The 23,399-nt window shown below is 49.5% G+C and carries 23 protein-coding genes; 4 read left to right on the forward strand and 19 right to left on the reverse strand.

What is annotated here, in order from left to right; translation table 11 throughout:
* Positions 1–35: 35 nt before the first annotated feature.
* The 6 genes from HMPREF1548_RS09825 to HMPREF1548_RS09855 all read right to left on the reverse strand — a co-directional run bounded on the left by HMPREF1548_RS09825 (position 36) and on the right by HMPREF1548_RS09855 (position 7,803).
* Entirely contained in the window at positions 36–1,103 is a 1,068-nt protein-coding gene (locus tag HMPREF1548_RS09825) for an HD-GYP domain-containing protein (protein ID WP_021635873.1), read from the reverse strand.
* 32 nt (positions 1,104–1,135) lie between these two features.
* Positions 1,136–1,489 carry an Hpt domain-containing protein gene (locus HMPREF1548_RS09830; RefSeq protein ID WP_021635874.1) on the reverse strand — a complete coding sequence of 118 codons (354 nt, stop codon included), beginning with the start codon at positions 1,487–1,489 and terminating at the stop codon, positions 1,136–1,138.
* 93 nt (positions 1,490–1,582) lie between these two features.
* The gene (locus HMPREF1548_RS09835; protein ID WP_021635875.1) at positions 1,583–3,019 is read right to left on the reverse strand and encodes a TrkH family potassium uptake protein; all 1,437 of its coding nucleotides are present in this window, start codon (positions 3,017–3,019) and stop codon (positions 1,583–1,585) included.
* 17 nt (positions 3,020–3,036) lie between these two features.
* Complete coding sequence (gene trkA, locus HMPREF1548_RS09840) at positions 3,037–4,398, reverse strand: Trk system potassium transporter TrkA (RefSeq protein WP_021635876.1); 1,362 nt, start codon at positions 4,396–4,398, stop codon at positions 3,037–3,039.
* A gap of 72 nt (positions 4,399–4,470) precedes the next feature.
* Positions 4,471–5,430, reverse strand: coding sequence for an SGNH/GDSL hydrolase family protein (locus HMPREF1548_RS09845; protein WP_021635877.1), 960 nt, complete (start codon positions 5,428–5,430; stop codon positions 4,471–4,473).
* Between the two features lie 312 nt (positions 5,431–5,742).
* Complete coding sequence (locus HMPREF1548_RS09855; RefSeq protein WP_021635879.1) at positions 5,743–7,803, reverse strand: glycoside hydrolase family 127 protein; 2,061 nt, start codon at positions 7,801–7,803, stop codon at positions 5,743–5,745.
* 199 nt (positions 7,804–8,002) lie between these two features.
* Here HMPREF1548_RS09855 and HMPREF1548_RS09860 point away from each other — a divergent pair, with 199 nt between their 5' ends.
* Positions 8,003–8,821, forward strand: a complete 819-nt coding sequence (locus HMPREF1548_RS09860) for a helix-turn-helix transcriptional regulator (RefSeq protein ID WP_021635880.1) — start codon at positions 8,003–8,005, stop codon at positions 8,819–8,821.
* Here HMPREF1548_RS09860 and HMPREF1548_RS30460 read toward each other — a convergent pair.
* The 11 genes from HMPREF1548_RS30460 to HMPREF1548_RS09905 form a co-directional block, all read right to left on the reverse strand.
* On the reverse strand, positions 8,818–8,949 hold the full coding sequence (locus HMPREF1548_RS30460; RefSeq protein WP_021635881.1) for a hypothetical protein: 132 nt from the start codon (positions 8,947–8,949) through the stop codon (positions 8,818–8,820). The genes HMPREF1548_RS09860 and HMPREF1548_RS30460 overlap by 4 nt on opposite strands.
* Before the next feature lie 26 nt (positions 8,950–8,975).
* The gene (locus HMPREF1548_RS09865) at positions 8,976–10,973 is read right to left on the reverse strand and encodes a glycoside hydrolase family 31 protein (RefSeq protein WP_021635882.1); all 1,998 of its coding nucleotides are present in this window, start codon (positions 10,971–10,973) and stop codon (positions 8,976–8,978) included.
* A 138-nt stretch (positions 10,974–11,111) separates the two neighbouring features.
* Positions 11,112–11,993, reverse strand: coding sequence for an AraC family transcriptional regulator (locus tag HMPREF1548_RS09870; RefSeq protein ID WP_021635883.1), 882 nt, complete (start codon positions 11,991–11,993; stop codon positions 11,112–11,114).
* A 12-nt stretch (positions 11,994–12,005) separates the two neighbouring features.
* Complete coding sequence (locus HMPREF1548_RS09875) at positions 12,006–12,623, reverse strand: sugar O-acetyltransferase (protein WP_025489749.1); 618 nt, start codon at positions 12,621–12,623, stop codon at positions 12,006–12,008.
* Between the two features lie 72 nt (positions 12,624–12,695).
* Positions 12,696–13,721: an ROK family protein gene (locus HMPREF1548_RS09880; protein WP_021635885.1), complete on the reverse strand. Its 1,026-nt coding sequence runs from the start codon at positions 13,719–13,721 to the stop codon at positions 12,696–12,698.
* 240 nt (positions 13,722–13,961) lie between these two features.
* Positions 13,962–14,906, reverse strand: coding sequence for a PHP domain-containing protein (locus tag HMPREF1548_RS09885; RefSeq protein WP_021635887.1), 945 nt, complete (start codon positions 14,904–14,906; stop codon positions 13,962–13,964).
* Positions 14,903–15,115 carry a hypothetical protein gene (locus HMPREF1548_RS09890; protein ID WP_025489746.1) on the reverse strand — a complete coding sequence of 71 codons (213 nt, stop codon included), beginning with the start codon at positions 15,113–15,115 and terminating at the stop codon, positions 14,903–14,905. The genes HMPREF1548_RS09885 and HMPREF1548_RS09890 overlap by 4 nt, the downstream gene beginning before the upstream one ends.
* Before the next feature lie 49 nt (positions 15,116–15,164).
* Positions 15,165–15,299 (reverse strand): hypothetical protein, encoded by a 135-nt coding sequence (locus HMPREF1548_RS30465; RefSeq protein ID WP_286137916.1) that lies wholly within the window; start codon positions 15,297–15,299, stop codon positions 15,165–15,167.
* Between the two features lie 190 nt (positions 15,300–15,489).
* Positions 15,490–16,035, reverse strand: a complete 546-nt coding sequence (locus HMPREF1548_RS09895) for a cupin domain-containing protein (protein WP_021635891.1) — start codon at positions 16,033–16,035, stop codon at positions 15,490–15,492.
* A 4-nt stretch (positions 16,036–16,039) separates the two neighbouring features.
* Entirely contained in the window at positions 16,040–16,771 is a 732-nt protein-coding gene (locus tag HMPREF1548_RS09900) for a class I SAM-dependent methyltransferase (RefSeq protein ID WP_021635892.1), read from the reverse strand.
* A 71-nt stretch (positions 16,772–16,842) separates the two neighbouring features.
* Complete coding sequence (locus tag HMPREF1548_RS09905) at positions 16,843–18,186, reverse strand: MATE family efflux transporter (protein ID WP_021635893.1); 1,344 nt, start codon at positions 18,184–18,186, stop codon at positions 16,843–16,845.
* Between the two features lie 341 nt (positions 18,187–18,527).
* Here HMPREF1548_RS09905 and HMPREF1548_RS09910 point away from each other — a divergent pair, with 341 nt between their 5' ends.
* From HMPREF1548_RS09910 to HMPREF1548_RS09920, 3 genes are all read left to right on the forward strand, one after another.
* A complete protein-coding gene (locus HMPREF1548_RS09910) occupies positions 18,528–19,640 on the forward strand; it encodes an SLC13 family permease (protein ID WP_021635895.1) in 1,113 nt (370 codons plus the stop codon).
* A gap of 113 nt (positions 19,641–19,753) precedes the next feature.
* Complete coding sequence (locus tag HMPREF1548_RS09915) at positions 19,754–21,055, forward strand: alanine/glycine:cation symporter family protein (protein WP_021635897.1); 1,302 nt, start codon at positions 19,754–19,756, stop codon at positions 21,053–21,055.
* Between the two features lie 163 nt (positions 21,056–21,218).
* Positions 21,219–21,986: a TraX family protein gene (locus tag HMPREF1548_RS09920; RefSeq protein ID WP_035321665.1), complete on the forward strand. Its 768-nt coding sequence runs from the start codon at positions 21,219–21,221 to the stop codon at positions 21,984–21,986.
* Positions 21,987–22,111: 125 nt separating this feature from the next.
* Here the strand turns inward: HMPREF1548_RS09920 and HMPREF1548_RS09925 are convergent, their stop codons facing one another.
* On the reverse strand, positions 22,112–22,963 hold the full coding sequence (locus HMPREF1548_RS09925) for a DegV family protein (protein WP_035321666.1): 852 nt from the start codon (positions 22,961–22,963) through the stop codon (positions 22,112–22,114).
* A 93-nt stretch (positions 22,964–23,056) separates the two neighbouring features.
* Positions 23,057–23,399: DegV family protein (locus HMPREF1548_RS09930; RefSeq protein WP_021635900.1), on the reverse strand; the 343-nt coding region annotated here is incomplete at its 5' end.

Below are 23,399 nucleotides of genomic sequence, written 5' to 3' on the forward strand. Positions count from 1 at the left end.
TCTGCGTGCTACGGCACGCTCACAGATCCGCAGGACTACTGCAGAGCCTTTGCTTTCTTTTCAAATTCCTTCCGGGCCATCCGGAAGCAGTCCATTAGCTTGGGATTAAACTGGCCGCATTCCCCGTCCAGTATCATCTGATAGGCCACATCATAGGAAAAGGCCGGCTTATAAACCCTGTCGCTCACCAGCGCGTCATAAACATCAGCAATGGAAACCACCTGGGCGGCCAGCGGGATTTCATCCCCCTTCAGTCCATGGGGGTATCCTTTTCCATCCCATTTTTCATGATGGCTTAACGCTATGTTATAACAGAATTCCTTGAATACTCTGTTATCTGTAACAAAAATTTCCTTTATGATTTCCGCACCCTTCGTGGTATGCGTTTTCATCAGCCCGAACTCCTCCTGCGTCAGCTTCCCCGGCTTTAACAGAATGGAATCCGGTACCGTAATCTTTCCCACATCATGCATGGTGGACGCATGAGAAATAATATCAGCCATGTCCTCGTCCACGCCGTACTCCGGATAGTACTTCATGACATAGGTTAACAGAATCGCTGTAAAGGACCGTACCCTGTATATGTGGTTGCCAGACTCCATGCTCCGGAATTCCACAATGGTTCCCAACGTATCGATGATATGATAGTTCATCTCCGTCAGTTCCCGGTTCTTTTCCTTGATTTCCTCGGTCTGCTTCTCCACCATGGCTTCCAGATTGTTCTTATGATGGTAAAGGTCCACCAGATTGCTGACACGCCTTCTGACAATAGGTACCTCAAAGGGCTTGGATACGATATCGGAAACACCGAGATCATAGCCTCTCTTCCTGGATTCACTTGAGGTATCACTGGTTATCAGGATCACCGGGACAGACATCATAAGCTCCTGCTCATGCATATAATCAAGGACTCCGAACCCATCCATTTCCGGCATGACAATATCCAGAAGAATCGCAGCAAGCTTCCCTCTGTTCAGATTAATATACTCCACTGCTTCTCTGCCGTTCTCCGCCAGGATTACTTCGTAATCATCCTCAAAGATACCCCGCAGTATCTCCCGGTTCATTTCCATATCATCGACAACAAGTATCTTATCCTTCACGACTTTTACCTTTCCTGCAGACCTGTGTCTACCTACAGCTGTCGGATTATCTGTGTCAGCAATTCGTAATTTTCTTCTGCGTCCTGTACAAATTCATCCAGCCGGTCATACTTCCGGCTCCGCAGCTCCTCAGTCAGTGCGGACACAACCGTATAGAAAGGATCCAGCCCCAGGTTGCCGGCAACGCCCTTCAGGGTATGTGCATCCCTGAACGCTTCTTCGTAATCTCCGGTGCTTATATGCTCCTTCAGCTGCGCGTAATTGGGATCCTCGGGAAAACGCTTCAGGAACTTCAGGTATAATGCCTCGTTGTTCATAAAGCGTTCCATTGTCTTATCCAAATCCACGCCAGCTTCAGTCAGCTGTTTTTTTATTGTATCATCCATCTTTTCCCCTTTAATTCGGGCAGTCTTTTTTCAGACTGCCCGGCCTATCCGTGATTGAATAAATTATAGCATTCTTTCCACACAATATGCAATCTATTTTTTCCAGGTATAAGGAACGAACAGAAGCAGCATGGGGAAAATTTCAAGTCTTCCTGCAAGCATGTCAAACATCAGCACATATTTGGAAAAGCCGGAAAAGAAAGCGAAATTTCCGGCAGGCCCCACCAGCGACAGGCCGGGGCCGATATTATTAAGCGCTGAAATAACCGCCGTAACGTTGGTTGTAAAATCAAAATTGTCTATGGTCAGCAGAAGGATGGACGCCACCAGGATTCCCGCATAGGAAATCAGGAATATATTAGCCGCCCTCACCACCGGGTGATCCAGCTTTTTCCCGTCCATCATTACAATCTTTACGCTTCTGGGGTGAATCAGGATCCCCAGTTCCTTTTTGATGGTTTTCATATACATCAGGATTCGGGAAACCTTAATGCCGCCGCCCGTGCTGCCGGCGCAGGCTCCGATAAACATAAGCATCACAAGAAGCGTCCTGGAAAATTCGGGCCACTGGTCAAAATCCGTGGTGGCAAAGCCTGTGGTGGTCATGATGGAGGCAACCTGGAAGGCCGCATGCCGGAGGCTGTCCCCAACATTTCCCATCTGGGAAAGGATATTAAACGCTATCAGAAGCGTGGCCGCCGTAAAGATTGCAAAATAGGCTTTTACCTCCTCCATGCAGAAGGCATCCTTCACTTTTTTGGCAATGATCAGATAATAAAAAGCGAAGTTGGTTCCGAACAGCATCATGAAAATGGTGACAATCACCTGAATATAGGGGCTGTAGCCTGCAATACTGTCCGAACGGATGCCGAAGCCGCCGGTACCGGCCGTCCCGAAGGCGGTGCAGACCGCATCAAACATGGGGATTCTTCCTAAAAGAAGAAGCACGATTTCCAAAACGGTGAGCGCCACATAAATTCCATAAAGGAAAAAAGCCGTGGTACGTATTCTCGGCACAAGCTTGCTCACGGAAGGCCCCGGGCTTTCCGCACGCATCAGATGCATTGTCTGGCCGCTTGACATAGGAAGGATCTGCAGAACAAATACCAGAACGCCCATACCGCCGATCCAGTGTGAAAAGCTTCTCCAGAACAGGATACCATGGGACAGATCCTCCACCCGGGTCAGGATGCTGGCTCCCGTTGTGGTAAAGCCGGAGATGATCTCAAACAGGGAATCCGTAAAACTGGGGATCTCACCCGTAAAATAAAATGGCAGCGCGCCAATCAGGCTCATCACAATCCATCCAAGCGCAACTCCCACATACCCTTCCCTCGCATAGAACTGCGTATTTTCAGGTCTCTTGAAGGAAAGAGCTGTCCCAAGGATAAAGGACAGCAGTGCACAGGCCAGAAAAACCGGCCATGTCTTTTCTCTGTAAAGAAGAGACACGGCCAGAGGAAGGAGGAGGAATACGCCCTCCACCTTCATGATCCAGCCGAGTATATAGCTAATACTTTTGTAATTCATGGTTACGATTGCTCCTTCTAGGCAAGAATATCGTCGATATCATCCAGGCCCTTGTGGGTGGTTACCACAATCACGGTATCTCCGGCCTTAATCATGTCCTGTCCGGAGGGCAGGATAATCTTTCCTCTTCTGATAATATTGCACAGCAGCAGATTTTTCTTCAGCTTCAGCTGGCTTAAGGGAACATCAAGCACCCTGGAATCCTTTTTCACGGAAAATTCCAGCGCCTCTACCTTGTTGTCTATGATCCGGTAAACAGCTTCCACGGCGCTTCCCATGGAATTCTGCATGCTGCGGACATATTTGATAATATGCTCCGCCGTAATATATTTGGGGCTGACTACGCTCCCGATATCAAAATTATCAATGATGCCGCCATAATTAATTTTGTTGATTTTGGTAATCACCTTGGCTTTGGACACCTTTCCCACATAGCAGGAAAGCATGACGTTTTCCTCGTCCAGCCCTGTCAGGGAAATAAAGGCATCCGTGCTCTCAATCCCCTCCTCCCGGAGAAGATCCGTCGCGGAGGCATCTCCATAGATAATCATTGCCTTGGGCAGAAGCTCGCTGAGCTCATCGCATCTGGCCCTGTTATTTTCAATAATCTTCACCTGAATTTTGGATTCCAGCAGCTTTCTTGCCAGATAATAAGCCAGAGTCCCTCCACCGGCTATCATGACGTCCTTAATCATTTTGCTCTCGATGCCGATGCTTGCAAACAGCGCCTTCATTTTATCCGGGGAAACGATTACGGAAATATAGTCCCCTTCATGAAGAATGGTATTGCCGTCCGGAATAATGACGTCATGGCTGCCGTCTCTTTCCACAACACATATCAGCAGGCTGAAGCCGAACTTTTTTGTTGCGTCGCTGATCTTCTTATCCGCCCAGGTAGAATTTTCCGGAATGCGGAACCTCACCAGATCCACCTTTCCCTTGGCAAAGGCGTCCACCTCCATGGCGGAGGGCACCCGGATCAGCCTGGCGATATCAGAAGCCGCAGCCAGCTCCGGATTAATGGCCAGGGACAGCCCCAGTTCTTCCTTAATAAACCCTATTTCGGCATAATAGCCAGGGTCGCGTACCCTGGCAATTGTCTGGCAGTGCCCCGCCTTTCTTGCGATCAGGCAGCACAGTAGATTCACTTCATCCTTATTGGTGACCGCTATCAGGAGATCCGCTTCCTTAACGCCCGCTTCCTCCTGTACGCGATAGCTGGTGGCATTGCCCTGGATGCACATAACATCCAGCACATTTCCCACCAGCCTTCCTTTTTCTTCATTGATGTCAATGATGGTCAGCTCGTGACCCTCTTCATTCAGCTGTTCGGCCAGGGCATATCCAACTTTGCCGCAGCCGGCGATTATGATTTTCATTTGTGTTTCCTTACCTTGTTTCCTTCTTCTTTAGTCTAAACATACTGCCTGCGGGAATAAAAAACATCCACATTATGCGCGTCCCAAAGCAGAGAGATAATAACGGTACAGATTCTTGTAGGTCCCATTGCTGAAATGGAGGCCGTCCGTAAGCGTATAGCCTGTCCCCTGAAGATAGGAATAGCTGTCTATCCAGTGGATTTCCGGGCTGAGGCGCGCCTGCAGCTTCCTGTTGAAATTGCTTACCATGGATTTGGTTATGTATTTTCCATTCTCCACAGGGTTCACGGAGGAATAATAGACGGTTGCGCCCTTCTGCATCCATTCTGCGGCCTTCCTGTTCACCAGCTCGGCATAAGCATTCACATTTGCCACATCGTTTACGCCGAGGTTAATAATGATCTTCGTCCCATTGCCAACCGCTTCATCGATCTGGGGTATGGCTTCGGATGCAAACCATTTATAACCCTGGGAGGATTTGGCTATCCATACAAAACCGTTGTCGCCCACCGCATTGTTCATCTGCACGAACCTGGAATCTCCCACGAAAATGATTTCCGGCCCTGCCGGAAGCTCTTCCTGTACGGCCGCCAGTCCCATAAACGCTTCAATCTGGGCATCCGTCATGGCTATCTGCTGCACCTGCGTCTGCTCCAGCGCCTGCAGCTGTCCCAGAAGCTGCAGCTGCGCCGCATCAATGACGGAGGCTTCCTGAAGCTGGGTAAGCGTCTGGATCTGCAGCTGTACCTGTTCCAGCTGCGTCTGCAGAATCTGGCGGATGTCCTGCAGCTGTCCGGTATACTCTTCCGGATCTGCCACAGGCAGGGGAACCGCCTCTTCACCGGCCGCCTGTCCTGTCCCGGAGGGCTGGACCGTATCCTGCACCTGTACAGCCGTCTGGATTACCTGTGTATCATCTCCGGCCTCTGCCGTTTTATCTGCCCGTATTGTCATGGACGGTACCGTCAGCGCACATACCGCTGCAAGCGTCAGCGCCGCTTTCAGTATCCTGCCTTTCACTTTTTTCGTCATACTAAATCCTTTCTGCGAAAACAAGTTTCCTGCAACCAAGCATCCTTATTATACGTTGACTTTCAGGAAAAGGCAATCCCTTCCTGCGATAATTGACAGAATGCGCCTTCAGGCAGCCGGCAGTCTTCTTTGCAGCTGCGGCTATCACCTGAAAACCCGCCTTTTTCAGGGCTGTACGGGGCATGGCGAATCCTGCAGCAGATTATAATGTTTAAAAAAAGGGAAGAAAAAGTCCGCCACAGGCATCTTTTTTCTTCCCGAAAATCCAGCATATTTCTACATTATTGGTTTGAATCCAAAACCTTTACCTGTTTATTCCGCCTTAATAAATACCTGCATTTCACCCTCGCCCCTGTTGGCCCAGGCAAAATAAGGAATCCACTGAAGCTGTACTTCTTCATATTCAGGCCTGCTGTACTCCTGATACAGCTCCCCTGCTTCCTCAGGCTGCATGACAAGGCGTTTTCCCTTTGTTGTCACAGTGACCATGCGCTGTCCAAGCTTCTCTTCCGCCTTTGCTTCCGGCGCAGGATCCGCTGCCAGGGAGCACAGATGGAGATTTTTGCCGTTGTCCGCTTCCTCCATACAGTAAACGACAGGCCCTCTCATCACGGCGGCCTTGCCGATGTCCTCTCTCACCCTGCCGTCCGCCTGCATCAGGCGAACCTCCATGGGGAATTCCAGTTCCAGCTTTTCTCCGCCTTCCCATACTCTGTCGATGATAAGGTAGCCGTCTTTCACCGTTCTGGTTTCACCGTTTTCGGTTACTGACTCGCCTTCCCGGAGGCCTTTTTTCCCGTTTATGGTATAATCCCTGCACCAGCCCGGAATGCGGAAAGCGATCCTGCAGGCTGTCGGCGCCTCGGCATTGACCTCAGCCGTCACCTTACCGTCCCAGGGGAAGTCGGAAGTAATTCGCAGATCCAGCTTTTTACCGCCGCAGTCCTTTTCCAGGACGCTGCCCATATACAGATGCACATAAAGGGAATCCTCCGCTTCCGTATAGGCATAAGATGCAATGGAGCTGAGCAGTCTTGCGATATTGGGAGGACAGCAGGCACAGCCGAACCATTTCTGGCGGACGGGTTTTACATGGAATTTACGTTCGTCCTTGTGGCAGGCCTCCGGCAGGCTTTCCAGAGGATTCACATAGAAGAAGCTTTTGCCGTCCAGAGCCATGCCGCTGAGGATGCCATTGTAAAGGGCACGTTCCATCACGTCGGCGTATTTTCTGTCTGCTTTGATTTCCAGCATTCTCCTTGCAAAGAAAACGAGTCCGATGGAAGCACAGGTTTCCGCATATGCCGTATCATTGGGCAGATCGTAATTGAAGGAAAAGGCCTCGCCCATATGGGTGGCGCCGATACCTCCGGTGATGTACATTTTCTTGCGGGTGATATTGTCCCAAAGCTTCTCGCAGGCCGCATAGAGCGCTTCATCTCCTGTCAGCCTGGCAATATCCGCCATACCGGAATACAGATAAACCGCACGCACCGCATGTCCTACAGCCTCATCCTGTTCCCGGACAGGCAGGTGGGCCTGGTTGTACTGATAGCGCAGCTCATCCTCATGGCCTTTTTTCACGGCTTCAGGATGCTCCGCATCAAAATAGTAAGGTCTGGTTCCACGCTGATCCACAAAGAAACGGCTCAGATTCAGATATTTGTCATCGCCCGTCGCTTCATAGAGACGCACCAGTGCCATCTCTGCGATCTCATGGCCGGGATATCCCTTTTTCTTATCCGGTTCGGGGCCGAAACAGGAAGCGATATAATCCGCATATCTTTGCGCAGCCTTCAGAAGCTTATCCTTTCCTGTCGCCTGGTAATAAGCAACGGCGCCCTCGGTGAGGTGCCCAAAGCAGTAAAGCTCATGGTTATCCTTAAGATTGGTGAATACCTTTGACATATCATTGATGATGTAATAGGTATCCAGATAACCGTTTTCCTGCTGTGCGGCGCATACGATGTCAATTGCCTCATCCGCTGTCTTTTCAAGCTCTGCATCGGGATGCTGGGTCAGAGAGTAGCCCACCGCCTCGATCCATTTGGAGAAATCGCTATCCTGGAACAGGCAGCCGTAAAAACGATCCTCCATATGCTCCATATCCTCCGGCAGCGGCTGGAAAATAATAGGCCACTTTACTTCTTTATAATCCGCGCCCATTTCCTTTCTCTGCGCCGTTATTTTTCCGGCAATTTTAAAGTTGCGCATACAGAAGCTGGGATCAGCCTCCGGAATGCGGTCGTTTAACGCCTCCCACTGATAAGGAATGACTTCCCTGCGTACCAGCTCCATTTCATGCTTCCAGAATGCATCGGTTACCTGTACCTTTCTTAAGGAAACCGGACTGCTCTGTCTGTTTTTTTCCATATTTGTTATCCTCCTGCGCTGCGTCACATTTGGGAAGTTTTCCAAATGCCGCTTGATTTATATTTATCCTAACAGGCACAGCAAAGCTTTTCCATTGCTATTATGGAAAGCAGCATGTATAATATGGAAAAGCAAGGTAACCCTTCAGTCAGCTGTTAACAGTAACTGTGAAGGGAATGAACCGTTAACGGAGGGCAATATGAGCGCTTATTTTCAGTTGATGAGCCCGCGGCGCGTCAGTTCGGCCAATTATATAACCTTTATCAACCCCACGTCTCATCCGGACAGGGTTATGGACGAGCATGATTTCCTGTATATGCTTGATGGAAGCTGGCGGATTATGGAGGAAAACTCCTGTTATGAAATGCATTCCGATGATTTGCTCATTCTGCCGGCAGGCAGGCACCATTATGGGAAGGGGCTGTGCACCCCTAATAATAAACACATGTATATTCATGTAAAACCGCTGGAGGCGGAACGCATGGGGAATGCTTCCTCTTCCCGGCTGGCGGAATTTCATTCCCTGATTCACTGTCAGGATAATCCCCGGATAAAAGAGATTTTCCAGGAAATCATCTCCCTGCGGTGGAACGGCTCTTCTCTGCGTGAGGATAAGCTTTCCCTTCTCATAAACCTGCTTCTCTGCGAGCTGAAGGAGCAGCAGGAAAAGCCGGTGTCAGCCTCTTCCTCCCACAATATTCTGGCAGAAGCATCACGGCTGATTCAGACGACGCCCCAGACTTTTTTTACAGGGAAGGACCTGGCAGATCGTTTCTTTGTATGTGAAAGGACGCTTTCCAACCAATTTAAAAAGGCATACGGCAAGACGCTGTATGCCTATCAGATGGATGTAAAGCTGGAAATGGTGCGCCAGTTCCTGTTAAGCCAGCCGGAGGTCAAGCTTCATGAAACAGCGCTGAATTTCGGTTTCTGCGACGAATTCCACATGAGCCGGACCTTTAAAAGGAAATACGGCGTGTCTCCGAGCCAGTACCGGCAGGAGAACCTGGGATCTTAAAGCACGGAGGCCAGGGCGCACAGAGAATGCACTGCTGCAAGCGGCTGCGTGACCTTCCTTACGGCTTTATTTTCCAGGCATCTGCCTGCCAGGGCCAGGATGGCCGTAATTCCTGCCGCAGCAGCCACACTGGGCTGCTGCGCAGTTTCCTTTTTTAAATCAGCCCCACCAGCTCAGAAAGCTTTCCGTCGCGTAAAAAGACAGGGATCACATCCAGATCTGCCTTTACAGTAACGGTCTGCCCGCCTTCGTATTCCGTTCCGTCATGAACCAGCGTCCACTTTGCGCCTGCGGGAAGATATACCTGACGCTCCACAGCATCCTCATACATAACCGGGGCAACCAGCATGTCGCTTCCGTACATATACTGCTCCTTCATATCCCAGCAGCACTCCTGCTCCGGGAACTCATAGAACATGGTACGCATTACGGGCCTGCCCAGGGTATGGGCCTCTTCCATCAGCTTTCTGGTATAAGGTCTCATGGCTTCACGGAAACGGATGTATTTTACCAGGGTTTCACAGTTTTCACCGCCGAAGCTCCATACCTCATTATCAGCGCCGGTGGGCTGCATCACCTCTCCCGCCTGATTCATCACTCTCTGAGAAGGGACACGGTCACCATGCAGACGCATTACCGGACAGAAGGTTCCCCACTCAAACCAGCGTACCAGCAGCCTGCGGAAGCTTTCGTCCTCCGGGTTTCCTCCGGAAAAGCCGCCGATATCGGTGGTCCACCACGGAATCCCCGCCACGCCCATATTCAGGCCGGCACATACCTGTCTGCGGAAGGTCTCCCAGTCGGAATGGATGTCTCCTGACCATACAAGCGCGCCGTAACGCTGGCTGCCGGCCCATGCGCAGCGAAGCAGGTTAACCACATCTTCCTGCCCGGCTTCCGTCTGTCCTTCATAGAAGGTTCTCGCATAAGCCTGGGGATAGATGTTTCCAATCTGGGCATTGGTTCCCTGATAATAACGGTAATTATCGAAATCATAACCGCTGTATTCCGGCTCCGCTTCATCCAGCCAGAATACCTTGATTCCCTTGTCATAGTAATTCTGCTTGCATTTGTCCCATACATATGCGCGTGAACGGGGGTTGGTGGCATCATAGAAGGTGCTGTTGCCATTGTAAAGCATGGCGATGTCCACACCCTTTTCCGCCTTTACAAGAAGCCCCTTCTGTTTCATTTCCTCATAGTTTTCACTTTTCCAGTCGATCTGGGGCCATACGGAAACCATCAGCTCGATTCCCATGTCTTTCAGCTCCCTGACCATAGCGTCCGGATCCGGGAAAAATTCCTCGTCAAAACGGAAATCACCCATTTTCGGCCAGTGGAAAAAGTCACAGACGATGACATCAATGGGAATATTTCTCTTTTTATATTCCCTGGCCACCTCCAGCAGCTGCTCCTGATTCCAGTAACGCAGCTTGCACTGCCAGAAGCCCATTCCATATTCAGGCATCATGGGCACCTTGCCCGTAGCATCCGCATAGGCACGCTCGATTTCATCCGGCGTATCCCCTGCGGTAATCCAGTAATCCATCTGCTTTGTGCTTTCCGCATACCACTCTGTGGTGTTGGAGGCAAAGCTCACACGGCCGACAGCCGGATTGTGCCACAGGAAGCCATAGCCCTGATCCGACAGCACGAAGGGAACGCTTGCCTGGGAATTTCTGTGGGCCAGCTCAAGATTGCAGTTTTTTACATTCAGGATATCCTGCTGGTACTGTCCCATACCGAACAGCTTTTCCTTCGGCTCGGAAGCAAAGGTCACGGTCAGGTGAAAATCTCCTCCGATGATGGGTTTGAAGAAACGGTTTTTCTTATTCAGGGCGCCGCCCTCTCCCGCTTCCTTTAAAAGAAGCTTCCCATTCTGGTTGTAAAAAGAAATATCACACTTCTTTGACCAGTTGCTCACTTCAAGGACCGCACGGATTTTCCCGTTCACAATTTCCGAACGATACTCACCCACGGTTATTTCAGCTTTCACTTCATCCTGTTTAAGCAATGCATAATCCGTATCCTCCAGTTCTCCGAGAATCGTGGAACGGACACGGAAGCTGTTGGCTCCCCAGGGCTCTACGGAAAGCACCTCACCATCATAACGGTAAACGAGGGCATTTCCTTCCTGACTCATTGTATACATAGCAAATCCTCCTCTGTTTGGATAAGGAACTGTCAATATCTTGGACAGATCCAAAAAATGGCAAACAGGCTGTTCACCTGTCTGCCACCATTATATTCATTCTTTTTTATGGATTCATTATGTATATTGACCAGTTTTTTAAGTATCCTGACCTTTTCTGTATTTCTGCGGTGTGGTATGATACAGCTTCCCAAACTCTGTGGTGAAATAGTTCCCGCTTCCAAAGCCCACATCCAACGCAATCTTTCCCACCGGATCATCCGTTTCCTTCAAAAGGCGTTCCGCTTTCCGGAATCTGACCCGCTGCACATATTCCACAAAGGTCATATGGAAATTTTCCCTGAAGAAACGGCACAGATAGCCCTCGCTTACGGAAAGGTAGGCTGCCAGAGAGTTCAGGACGATGCGCTGGGTATAATTTTCCTCCACAAAACCTACAATTTTCCGGATCATTTCACTCTTTCTCGTATTGGCCTTCACCGGCTGGATTTCTTCCTTCTGAAGCATGATAATATCGTAAACCACCTGAAGAAGGTAAGCGCGGACAAGCAGCTCATAGCCCTTTTCCTTTTCATCGAAAACAAAGAAGGTTTTATTGAGCATTTCAAACAGCGCCTTCTGAATGCTGTTCTTCTCCCGCAGCAGGATATATCTGCCTTGCTCCTGCGCCAGCAAGGGCTGCAGATATTTCTGTTCAATTCTGTCATTGGCCATCCCGGAAAGGAAGCTGTAGTCAAAAACCACCGCCCTGAATTCCAGCTTTGTCCCGAAGCAGTCATGGGAGCCGTGGAGGGTATTGGGCTTAATTAAAAGCACATCCCCCTCCTCAATCACGAACTGTTCCGCCTCCACCTGAAAATTGGCCTTGCCTGAAGTAATGAAGAAAATCTCAATTTCCGGATGCCAGTGATAGCTCAGCGGCATCTGGAAATCCTCTTCCATTTTTGTCTCATATGCGCTGACAGGGAACAGTAAATCTCCATGCTTTCTGTTTTCTCTTAAGGGTCTGGACTGTTTCATCTGCGGTTCCTTTTACTCCGGTTTATAATCATCCACGTCAAATTCCCGGTCTTTAAAATAGTATTTTCGATCCTCCTCCGTGATTGCGCGCAGCACCCTGCAGGGATTGCCCACTGCGATCACATTATCAGGAATATCCTTTGTCACAACGCTCCCGGCGCCGATTACCACATTGTTCCCGATGGTTACGCCCGGATTGATCACTGTATTGCCTCCCAGCCATACATTGTCGCCGATGGTCACGCTGATGCCATATTCATAGCCTGAATTCCTGGAATCAGGATGTACGGGATGGCCTGCGGTAAAGATTGAAACATTGGGTGCGATCTGTGCATTTTTACCTATGGTCACCTTTCCCACATCCAGGATTGTCAGGTTATAGTTGGCGAAGAAATTCTCACCCACTTCAATGTTGCTGCCGTAATCGCAGCGGAACGGCGGTTCAATGAAAATATTTTTCCCGCATTTTCCGATAATTTCCCTGATCAGCGCACCGAGCTCTTCTCCCTGCTCCGGCGGCGTATTGTTATAGCGGTAGATCCGCTTCTTATTCTCCTCACGTTCTTCCGTCAGGCCGTCCAGCCATGCCTTATAAGGCAGCCCGGCCAGCATTCTTTCCTTCTGATTCATCGCTGTATCCATCCTCATTTCTTATAATTTACCGTAACTTTTTCCGGTTGCTGATTATCCTTTATAGCTCCTTTAAAGCTTTACTTCCCTGTCCTGCAGCGCATCCATATCCTCTACGATACGCTTCAGAGCAAGGCTTATCATGCCGGTTTCGTAATCCTCCTCCAGCTTTTCGGAGGTCTCCACACGGACGCGGAAGCTTCCGCCCAGCCGGCTTCCCACACGCTGTTCCAGAAGGCGGGACATATCAGCAGTGAAAAAATCACCATACAGGACAAAACGGGACGGTGCGGCGATACAGCTGTAGGAAACCAGGACCTCCTCCAGCTGGTGAAGCACCTGCTCTCCATCAAAATAATCCAGCTTATCCCACGGCACCGGCGTGTACATAGCTCCCATCTCTCCCGCAAAATGTGAAGCGCCATAGTAAATGCTGCCGTTAAGGACCAGGCCCGCCCCGGGAAAAAAGGATCGCGGAAAATAAATCCCTGCCACACAGGCTTCTCCTTCTGCGCATTTTGACTGATAATAGCCGTAGGTCATGGCATTGATATCATTTTCAAACAGGACAGGAACCTGATAGCGCTCCCTGATCCGGGGAAGAAATACGCGTCCCTCCAGCCCTTTGAAATCGTTGATGATTACCTCATTGCCAATCGCCTCCCCCGGCAGGCCAAAAGCAATCAGCCCGATATTGCCGAAGGCGGCAAATACCTCATCCAGAGCGGAGTCAAAGCTCTCAGGACCGATCTCCTCCATGTATTCCTGCCGTTCCCACAGCTTTTTACCGTCCAGATTAACGGCCAGCGTATGTATGTAGCTTCGCCCCTCCAATTGATGCCCGTATACCACAGCTACTGTGCGGTAATCGTAATTATAGCGGTACTGCATGGAGGGACGCCCGCCGCCGGAGGGCGCGTTTCCGCCTTCCTGCACCTCACCGCTATAAAGCATTTCAGAGAGCAGGGCATTCACTGTCACCACGCTCAGGCCGCTGTATTTTGCCAGCTCAGGCTTGGTAGCCGTCCTTTTCTGTGAAAGGATGTTCCGCAGCGTACTTTTATTCAGTTGCTTCATTAATCTGGTATCTGCCTTCATCCATTCTCCCAATATCTGTTTTGCTTCTTATTCCCGTGCCCCTGAGGTTAATTCTTTACCCTGTATTTTTCGGCAGCACTTTAAAAAGATACTTTATAAAGGATATTTATAATGTAATGAGTTTTTTTTCTTTTGTCAATATTTTTATGAAAACAAAATCAATGTTTTTTCCTGCCAGTTCGTTCCGGTAACTGAATTATTGTAACAGCTCAGACGGGGCTGAAGCTTTACTCCATCCGGTTACCGAAAGGTGGCGTGGATTTTCAGAAGATAATCCAGCAAAGCGAGCGTGCGCTCTTCCTGAGAAGGACCGTTTTCCTCTCCCGGCGCCGCATTCGTTTTCAGCAGCCTGGCATTTGTCCCTCCCAATACGACAGAAGGCTTGGTCTTTCCATGGAAATCACTTCCCATCGTTTCCAGCAGCTCCAGTTCCTCTGCCAGCTGATGAAACCAGGTTACATCCTCTGCAGTATGGTAGCTGCTGTAGACCTCCAGCCCTGATACGCCCATTTTCACCATCGTGCGTATTCTGTCCCGGTTTTTGCCTACGGTATTGACCGGATGGGCTATCACCGATATTCCGCCTGTATCCTCTATCAGCTGCTGCGCTTCCTCAAAAGCAGGATAATCTGCCGGGAAATAGGCCGGCTTCCCCTGGGAACAGAAATCCCAGAAAAAATTGACATAGGGATTGTCTCCCCGCTCACCGCCCGGCCGGTAAGGAAGAAGCAGGGGATTGTTGAGATTGCGTTCATCTGCCAGTGCCGCTTCCGCAATAGTTTCTCCCACCACAATTCCATTCCGGGAAAGGGCCAGAACCTTTTCTTCCTCAAAAATAATCCCTATGTCCCGCAGTATCTTCATTGCACGAAAGGAATTTTCCTTTTTCCGGGAAAGTATCCTGTTTTCCAGTTCTGCGTATCTGCTGTCATGATAATCGATTCCATAACCCAGCAGGTGCAGGTCCACGCCGTCAAAGGTGCAGTCCAGCTCCACCGCCGGTATCCCGCGGATACCGAAACGGGCGCAGGATACCATCATTTCTTCCACGCCCCTGACTGAATTATGATCAGACAGCGCCGCCACCTTCAGGCCTTTCTCATGGCAAAGCCCGGCGAGCTGCTTTGGAGAATATTCCCCGTCCAGGCTTACTTCCGAATGCATGTGCAAATCCAGCCAGCTCATGCTCTGCTTCCCTTTTTCTGACTGTCAAGAAGCTCCTGCAGCGCTTCGTCGCTGTCTTCAATCCATACATCCTCTTCCTGTGCATTCAGTCCGAGGTATTCACGAAGCGTACAGGGTTCGTCACTGTTATTCCATTTTTCAACATAATCATCGATTTCCTCAAATTCAATTTCTCCCGCAAGATAAAGCTCTTTAAATTTCTTTTCCAAAACAGACTCCTCTTTTCTGTAGTAACGGTCCAGGATTTTCACAGATATGTTAAACCACGGCCTCTATCAAAATCCTGTCACCGAGTTGTATTTCCCTGATACCAATTTTACTGCTTTGTGCCTCTGCCGTAGCTAAAAAATAGTTATACAGGCGTACCTCAAAAATACGGTTTGCAATTTCCACATTCCCGCCGCTTTTTTTTTGCAAATCCAAACATCATTGCAATGTCTATCCATTGCTCATCAGGATTATATTATACAATTTCGGGTAACAGTAAAGCTGATGCGTATATCACCATTTTACCCAAATCCTGCCTGTTGATTCCTTGTCTGTCCTGCTGCCATGATATCATAGCAGACCTGAGACAGCAAGTTCATTTTAGGACCTGCAAAGAATCTGTCGTACAGCCATTTTCATCTACAACTTCCTCATTCGGTTCTGAAGTCCAGGTATGTTCTTCGCTGTCAAGGCGGAAAACTCTTGTTATGCCATTGGACTTGTGCATCAGCATATTATCCCTTGGATATATACAGGTATCTTCCTTTTCCACAGTTCCCACATCCAGCAGAACCAACGGTTTTTCCCCTGAATTGTAAAATGTATGCGCAATTCCCTCTCCCGCCGGCTTGGCAAAGAAATCTCCCGCCTTTACCGGAATACAATCATCATTAAGATGCAGTGTTCCGCATCCCTCCAGAACCAGAAAAAACTCTTCCTGCTGGGAATGGCTGTGAAAACGGGTGCTGTAAGCGCCAGGCGGCACACTGTCTATATTCACATAAAGGTTCCTGCTGCCTGCCGCTTGCCCCAGGGAACGGGTACAAAGGCCAATTTTGTCCCTCCATACGGCATCCTGCGGCAAATTATCAATATGATACAATTTTTTAAATGTCCCATCCTGTGTTGGTTTATTTTCCAATTAATCAGTCCATCCTTCTTCCCACATAAGTCACAACGCACGTATTCAATTGTACTGTTCCAAAAGCTCTTGGTATTTCATAGCTTTGCTGTTTTTCGGTCAATTTTTCCGTTTTCCAGCCGCAGAATACTGCATTTATCAACTCTATTAACGTTTCTGTTTTCATGTTTACTTCAAACTGAGGAGTCACTTGGCATCCTCTTTCAAGATCAATTTCCGTGATATCTGAATTTATAATCAGGCAAACCATCCCATTTTTGCTAATTCCATTCCCGATTTTCCAGAGAATGTCTGTAAATGCCGTTTCCGATTCCACATGCTCCAATGCTGAAACTGCAATAATAAAATCATAAGAGTTTTTCCGGATAGGATAATATTCCAACGGCGCGATATGGCCCGTGATGTTCTTTTCCACCCCGTATTTTACGCAGTTTTCATGAAGCATTGTAATCGCTGTTTCCAGGATATCAACGCCTTCTATTTTACAGGTTTCAGGGAACCTCATGGCAAAAGGGATGCAATTACGGCCCACACCGCAGCCCAAATCCAGCATGCGGATATCCCTGCATGTTTCAAAACAGGGATATAAGTCAGTAATTGTACGGACAGGCTTCTGCAGCCACGAGCCTTCGCGGAATAATTCCCTGCTTTTATAAACTTCTATATGAGAAAAGCGTTCCGCTTCACGGATTTGCCGCAGATTCACATTATTACCGTGGGAAATGAATTTATCCATATTTTTTTCCTATACCTGCCTCTTCACCCGCTTCACCTGTAATTCCCAAAGCATGGTTCACCAGCTTTTTCCTATATCTTAATCTTCGTCCACTTCCCCGATCTAAACCGCAGGCTCGTCAATATAAACCGCACCAGCTGATCGGCGCAGACACCGAACCAGATACCGATAATTCCCAGCCCGGCGGTATAGCAGAGCAGATAGCTGGCAATGGGCCTTACAATTGTTACGCTGATGGTGGAAGCGATGGTGGTATAAATCACATCTCCCGCGCCCCGCAGGCAGCCCATATAGATAACCTGGGCAATCTGCAGCAGCACCACTACCACGATAACCCGCATGATTTCCACTCCCATGGCAATGATCTCCGGTTCCGTAAAGAACAGCCGGTACAGGAATGCGCCGCAGGACAGATAGATTACCGCCAGCACAACGGCGATCATCCGCCCGATATTCTGGCAGATCCCTCCGTATTTTTTTGCCATCTCCACGTCCTTTGCCCCAAGGCTCTGGCCGATAAGCGCCACAGCCGCTACCTGCATGCCATCCCCAAAGGAAAAGGAAAGGCTCATTACATTCATTCCCACCTGATGGGCCGCAAAGGCAGCTGTTCCCATTTTTGCCGCCATTACAGCCACGGAAAGGAAGCCGACTCTTACGAGAAGCTGTTCCGCCAGGACACTGGAACCGATTTTTATCATGCTCTTTGCGGATTCCAGCGTCGGCCGTATTTTCTCCTTCCACATATAAGGAATACTGATAAAGTCCCCTTTGCAGGCGGCTACAAGGCTCATGACGCAGCCCACCACGCTGCCGATTACCGTGGCGATGGCCGCTCCCGAAACTCCCAGCGCAGGGAAGCCGAAATGCCCCTCTATCAGCAGATAGTTAAAAATAACATTTACCACATTGGCCGCCACATTGGTTTTCATGGCAATTTTTGTATTTCCGGCCCCCCTCTGCGCCGCGTTAACCACCAGAGAGACAACAGTAAAAATAATGAATCCCATAATGATTCTGAAATACTGCACGGCCTCCGCATGGGAAGCTTCCTCCGAACCGCACAGCCGGATGATCGGATCTGCAAAAGCCACGCAGATCAGGCTGACCACCACCGACATCACCAGAACAAACACACTCGCCGCGCACAAAACCTCATTGGCGCCCCTCCGGTTCTTCTGCCCCTTGCGTCTGGCAACCAGTGCGGATACAGAAACATTCACCGCAATGAACATGGCAAGTCCGATAAATTTCGGCTGGGTAGTCAACCCCACCGCAGCCACCGCATGCGCGCCCACGCGGCTTACCATCAAAGAGTCCACCATTCCCACAAGCGCAACAAAAAACGACTCCAGTACGGACGGCCATGCCATTTTCAGCACCGTCTGTATATTTTCCTTACTGTACTTTTTCATCTTCTCCCCCCATTATCTGCGTTCCGGCGAGGAATGCAGCCATGCGTACAACCACAGCTCATATGAATATTTATGCATTACCACGCCTGAAACTCCTGTTCTTTTTATTGTACGTTACAATGATTGCCCTGTCCATAAGCGATGCGTCAAATTTGTGGTCGCTTTTTCGGCAAAAAGCCGATTGACGAACCTTTCTCTGTGGATTATGATTGGCAATGGTAAATATTTGGCAACTGTCTGGATGCGGGCGCAGTAACTGTGAAGTAACCAGGCAGCTGTAATTTTTAACGAAAAAAACGGGATGGATAAGCCCCGGTCCCCTGCAGAAGAAAGGTTTCCCAATGAAAAAAATACGTACTGCATTCAAAAAAGATCCTGTACTTTACATATCCGGTATTCTTGCCATAATCTCCGCATTTCTGGTTCCTCCGGACACCGCCTATTTTTCCTACATAGATTTCCGCGTTCTCGCCCTTCTTTTTTCCCTGATGTGCGTGATGAACGGCTTCCAGCAAATCGGCTTTTTTCAGAAGCTGGCCGTATTTGTACTGTCTAAAACGGAAAATACAAGGCAGCTGGCGGGCGTCCTTGTATTCCTGTGTTTTTTTATGAGCATGCTTATTACGAATGATGTGTCTCTGATTACCTTTGTCCCCTTTACCGTGCTGATTCTCACAATTACAGGACAGGAAAAGCTGATGGTTTTTGTCATCGTCCTGCAGACCATTGCAGCCAATCTGGGCAGTATGCTGACTCCTATCGGCAACCCGCAGAATCTTTATCTTTACAGTCTGTCCGGCATGAGCTTTTCCGAATTCCTGGGAATCATGCTTCCCTATACACTGCTTTCCGCGCTGCTGCTTCTTCTTTTCTTGTTCCTAAAGCCGGGAGAAAAGGTTTATGTGCAGGAGATTTTCGCGGAAACCGGGCCGATGCGGCGGCGGCCCCTGATCACATATACGCTGCTGTTCTTCCTGTGCCTTGGCTGTGTGCTTCATTTAATATGCTGGCAGGCGGTTCTTGTCATCGTTACCGTTGTACTGCTTTTTACTGACCGCGGGCTTCTGCGCAGAGCTGATTACGGACTGCTTGCGACCTTTGTATTTTTCTTTATCTTCATCGGAAACATGGGGCGTCTGCCTGTGATCGTTGACCTTCTGCGCACAGTGCTTTCCGGCCATGAGCTTCCTGTGGCCATTCTTGCCAGCCAGGGCATCAGCAATGTACCGGCCGCCATCCTGCTTTCCGGTTTTACGAAAAATTATCTGCCTCTGCTTGTAGGCGTGAACATCGGAGGGCTGGGCACGCTTATCGCTTCCCTGGCCAGCCTGATTTCCTATAAACAATATGCACAGACGCCAGGATGCGAAAAAGGACGCTACCTTTCCCATTTCACCGGGCTGAACCTTGTTTTCCTGGCAGCCCTTACCTGTCTTGCCCTTTTCCTTCTGTAGGATGGGCTCTGCCCTCATCAGGCGGGTGGCTTGGCAGACCCTCCCGCCGCTCAGCCTGCATACATATCCCTGTCCCCGGCCGCATATAGTATAGAAAAAACTGTGAGGCCCGTATGCTTTCCATTCTGGAATACATCAATCAACTGCTGTGGGGTTTTCCCGTTCTTATACTCCTCTCCTCCGCCCATCTGTATTTTACCACGAAACTGAAGTTCCCCCAAAAACTCACCCTGAAGGCCATACGCCTGTCCGTAACCCCGGAAAAAGAGGGAAAGGGCGCCAATCTGTCCGGTTTTGCAGCACTTGCCACAACACTGGCGGCGACACTTGGAACCGGTAATATTGTGGGCGTCTCCACCGCTATTGCCATCGGCGGCCCCGGCGCGCTGTTCTGGTGCTGGATAACCGGTATTCTTGGCATGGCTACCTGCTATGCGGAATGCTATCTCAGCGTACTTTTTAAAAAGCAGAAGCCTGACAAAACCTATGTGGGCGGTCCCATGTATGTCCTGGAAAAAGGGCTGCACTGCCGGGGGCTGGGAATTGTTTACGCCCTCTGTGCCCTCTTTGCCGCATTTGGGGTGGGCTGCACCACACAGTCCTCCGCAATCACGGAGGCGGTAAACACCATTGCTCCCGTATCACCGCATATCATTGGCATTCTGGCAGCATTTACCGCCGGCCTGGTCATTCTGGGCGGTGTCAAATCCATCGGCAAATTCTGTACCCGCATGGTTCCGGCTCTGGGCTTCTTCTATATTGCCTGTTGTCTGTATCTGCTTGTCCTGAACAGGGATTTCCTGCTCTCCGGAATATCGCTGATTGTAAGCAGCGCCTTCCGGACAAAAGCGGCCGCAGGCGGTTTTATCGGAAGCACGCTGCAAAGCGCCGCCCGCTTCGGCATTGCCAGGGGACTGTTCACCAATGAAGCCGGCATCGGCACCGCAGCCATTGCCGCCGCTTCCTCCGAAACCAGGGATCCCAGAAGACAAAGCCTGATTTCCATGACGGCGGTTTTCTGGGATACTGTAGTCATGTGTGCGGTTACGGGGCTGGTTATCGTCACCAACATTCAGAAAAACCCGGCATCCATCCGGGGCTTTGGCTCCGCCAGCCTCACCTCCGCCGCCTTTACCTACCTTCCCTTCGGCGGCGCGCCGCTCTTGTCCCTGGCTCTGGTGGCCTTCGCCATTACCACCCTCATCGGCTGGTGTTACTACGGGGAGCGCGCCGTGGAATACCTGTTCGGGGAGACAGGGATTATCTCCTATCATCTGTGCTATATAGTCATGATTTATATCGGCGCGGTGCTCCCCATGGATCTGGTCTGGGGATTTACGGATCTGATTAATGGAATCATGGTCTTCCCTAATGTGCTGGCACTGTTTGCACTGCGAAAAAAAATACATATCTGACCGCCCTGTTCCAATTTTCCGGAAAATCAAAGAGTTTCTTTAGAAATTCTTTGGTTTTTCCAGGGCCGCTTCTTCATTTTTCCGGGATATACTCTAATAAAAACCGGTGAAAATATCTCATACAGCGATTGCCGCCATCGGAAAAAAGATCGGAGAAGATGCCATGACCACCTTTACACTGAAAATGATTGCTTTAATCCTTATGGTACTCGACCACATCAGTTATTATTTTCCTTCCGCCCCCTTTTGGTTCCGGTGGCTCGGGAGAGGCTCTTATCCCCTGTTTCTTTTCTGTATGGTGTGGGGATATCACTATACGAAAAACAGGAAGCGTTATCTGCTGCGCCTGTACCTGATGAGCATTTTCATGACCGTTTTTGGCTATGCCCTGGATAACTGTCTCATGGTAACGGAAAACGGCTATGGCAATCATAACATCTTCCTCCCCTTGTTTTTGACCGGGGTCATTATCAGTACGATTGAGCTGTTCCTCCGGGACAGAAAAAAGGGAACGCTTCTGCTCATCGCCATATTCCTTGTGCAATTCCTGTATTACACTATTCCTTTCATTATTCCTTTTGCCGGTAATTTAAGCGGGGATACCCTGACAGGAATCATCCCCAGCCTCGTTCTGAATGAATACGGCTTTGACTTTATTGTCCTGGGAGTCCTGATGTACTTCCTGCGTGAAAAGAAAGACTGGCTCTGCGTTGTATACAGCATATTCTGCATTTACCAGTTCAGTTCGGAAATGTTTACATCAGGAACAGGAAATGCTACCCAGTGGATGATGATCATTGCGCTGCCATTCATGCTGCGATATAACAGGCAGAAGGGGCCCGGGCTGAAATATTTCTTCTATGTTTTCTATCCCGCCCATACCTTCCTGCTGTTCTGGCTGGCAAATTACATATTTGCAAACAATGGCTGATGCCGTTGTGCAAAAGGTTGTATTACAAAAGGGGATATGGTTTTCCTTCCCGGAAGCCGTATCCCCTTTTGCACATTTCATTCATATGTAATGCAAAAATCGCGCCATATTTTTATTTACCGTAACTATTTCTCATAATATAAAACGCCAAGCGTTCCCGGCCCGCAATGGCTGGAAATTACGCCGCCAGCCCTGGTCACCCGGATATCTTCAAAATGCTCCAGCCCCTCCAGGAAATCCCGTACCTGCCGGATTACCTCATCAGGGCAGCCGGAATGGGTAATGAATACCCTGTGACCGTCCGCCGCCAGAAGGTTGTCACGCATATCCTGAACATACTTCATGATGACCTTATCCTGGGCGCCTCTGTATTTCCTCCCGGCGGACATTTTTCCCTGGCTGACCTCAATCCTGGGCTTCAGGTTCAGCTTTCCGCCAAGCAGGGCTGTTACAGTGGAACATCTTCCTCCCATTGCCAGGTAATCCAGTCTTTCCACGACAAAGCTTGCTCTCACCTTGTCACGGGCTTCCTCGATTTCCTTTACTATTTTTTCCGCGCTCCGGCCCTCCTGCGCCAGCTGCGCAGCCCGAAGTACCTGCAGGCCGATACCTGTGGAAAGGTTCCTGGAATCAATGATAAACATTCTGTCATATTCCAGCTCCTCCTTTACCAGCCGCATCACATTGCAGGTCGTGGACATTTCTGAGGAAATTCCGATAAAAATCACTTCCTCCTGATTTTCCTTCATGCCCTTTACAAGCGCAAGCGCCCTGTCAAATGCGACAGCCGCTGTTTTCGGCGTCCGTTTATTGGCCTGTGCCCAGACATAAATCTCATCCGGGGAAATCTCTTCACCATCACTGTAGCTTGTCATATCCAGCACAATATTCAAAGGAAGAATGGTAATTCCATAATCCCGGATCAGTTCAGATGACAGATCACAGGTACTGTCCGCCACAATTTTTATTGAACTCATTTTCTCCATGCCTTTCTTTTTTACGTACCTTCATCCCGATTCGTCAAACAGGCCAGATGCCTGTTACGTCTCTCACGGCTTTCTAGCCGCTCTTTAAAGCAGGGCTTTCTCCACAATGCCAAGGCCAATCGGATAAGGGCCGGTGTGCACTCCAATCGTAGCCCCAATCTGGTAAACAGGCAGAGCCACCTCGCCGTATTCACCGCGCAGGCGTTCCAGGACAAGCGCCCGGTACTCCTGCGCTTCCGCCATGTCATAGCCGTAACCTACGGCGATGGAATAGCGGCTGATATTCGCAGCCCTCTCATGCAGATAGGCAAGGAGCAGATCAATTGTTTTCAGCATGGTTTTCTTTCTCACCCGACCGATTCCCGAAGGAAATATTTCTCCCTCCTTCAGAGTGATAATCGGCTTGATTCCAAGCAGGGCGCCTGCC

This window comes from Clostridium sp. KLE 1755 (assembly GCF_000466465.2).
Lineage (GTDB): Bacteria > Bacillota > Clostridia > Lachnospirales > Lachnospiraceae > Eisenbergiella > Eisenbergiella porci.

Excerpts from the sequence above, each read along its gene's own strand:
- HMPREF1548_RS09885 (WP_021635887.1), bottom strand. The coding sequence starts at position 14,906 with ATGAGCTGGCTGGATTTGCACATGCATTCGGAAGTAAGCCTGGACGGG.
- HMPREF1548_RS09905 (WP_021635893.1), bottom strand. The coding sequence starts at position 18,186 with ATGAAAAAGTACAGTAAGGAAAATATACAGACGGTGCTGAAAATGGCA.
- HMPREF1548_RS09835 (WP_021635875.1), bottom strand. The coding sequence starts at position 3,019 with ATGAATTACAAAAGTATTAGCTATATACTCGGCTGGATCATGAAGGTG.
- HMPREF1548_RS09855 (WP_021635879.1), bottom strand. The coding sequence starts at position 7,803 with ATGGAAAAAAACAGACAGAGCAGTCCGGTTTCCTTAAGAAAGGTACAG.
- HMPREF1548_RS09920 (WP_035321665.1), top strand. The coding sequence starts at position 21,219 with ATGACCACCTTTACACTGAAAATGATTGCTTTAATCCTTATGGTACTC.
- HMPREF1548_RS09870 (WP_021635883.1), bottom strand. The coding sequence starts at position 11,993 with ATGAAACAGTCCAGACCCTTAAGAGAAAACAGAAAGCATGGAGATTTA.
- HMPREF1548_RS09875 (WP_025489749.1), bottom strand. The coding sequence starts at position 12,623 with ATGAATCAGAAGGAAAGAATGCTGGCCGGGCTGCCTTATAAGGCATGG.
- trkA (WP_021635876.1), bottom strand. The coding sequence starts at position 4,398 with ATGAAAATCATAATCGCCGGCTGCGGCAAAGTTGGATATGCCCTGGCC.
- HMPREF1548_RS09860 (WP_021635880.1), top strand. The coding sequence starts at position 8,003 with ATGAGCGCTTATTTTCAGTTGATGAGCCCGCGGCGCGTCAGTTCGGCC.
- HMPREF1548_RS09900 (WP_021635892.1), bottom strand. The coding sequence starts at position 16,771 with ATGGATAAATTCATTTCCCACGGTAATAATGTGAATCTGCGGCAAATC.
- HMPREF1548_RS09915 (WP_021635897.1), top strand. The coding sequence starts at position 19,754 with ATGCTTTCCATTCTGGAATACATCAATCAACTGCTGTGGGGTTTTCCC.
- HMPREF1548_RS09830 (WP_021635874.1), bottom strand. The coding sequence starts at position 1,489 with ATGGATGATACAATAAAAAAACAGCTGACTGAAGCTGGCGTGGATTTG.
- HMPREF1548_RS09910 (WP_021635895.1), top strand. The coding sequence starts at position 18,528 with ATGAAAAAAATACGTACTGCATTCAAAAAAGATCCTGTACTTTACATA.
- HMPREF1548_RS09865 (WP_021635882.1), bottom strand. The coding sequence starts at position 10,973 with ATGTATACAATGAGTCAGGAAGGAAATGCCCTCGTTTACCGTTATGAT.
- HMPREF1548_RS09880 (WP_021635885.1), bottom strand. The coding sequence starts at position 13,721 with ATGAAGGCAGATACCAGATTAATGAAGCAACTGAATAAAAGTACGCTG.
- HMPREF1548_RS09845 (WP_021635877.1), bottom strand. The coding sequence starts at position 5,430 with ATGACGAAAAAAGTGAAAGGCAGGATACTGAAAGCGGCGCTGACGCTT.
- HMPREF1548_RS09925 (WP_035321666.1), bottom strand. The coding sequence starts at position 22,963 with ATGAGTTCAATAAAAATTGTGGCGGACAGTACCTGTGATCTGTCATCT.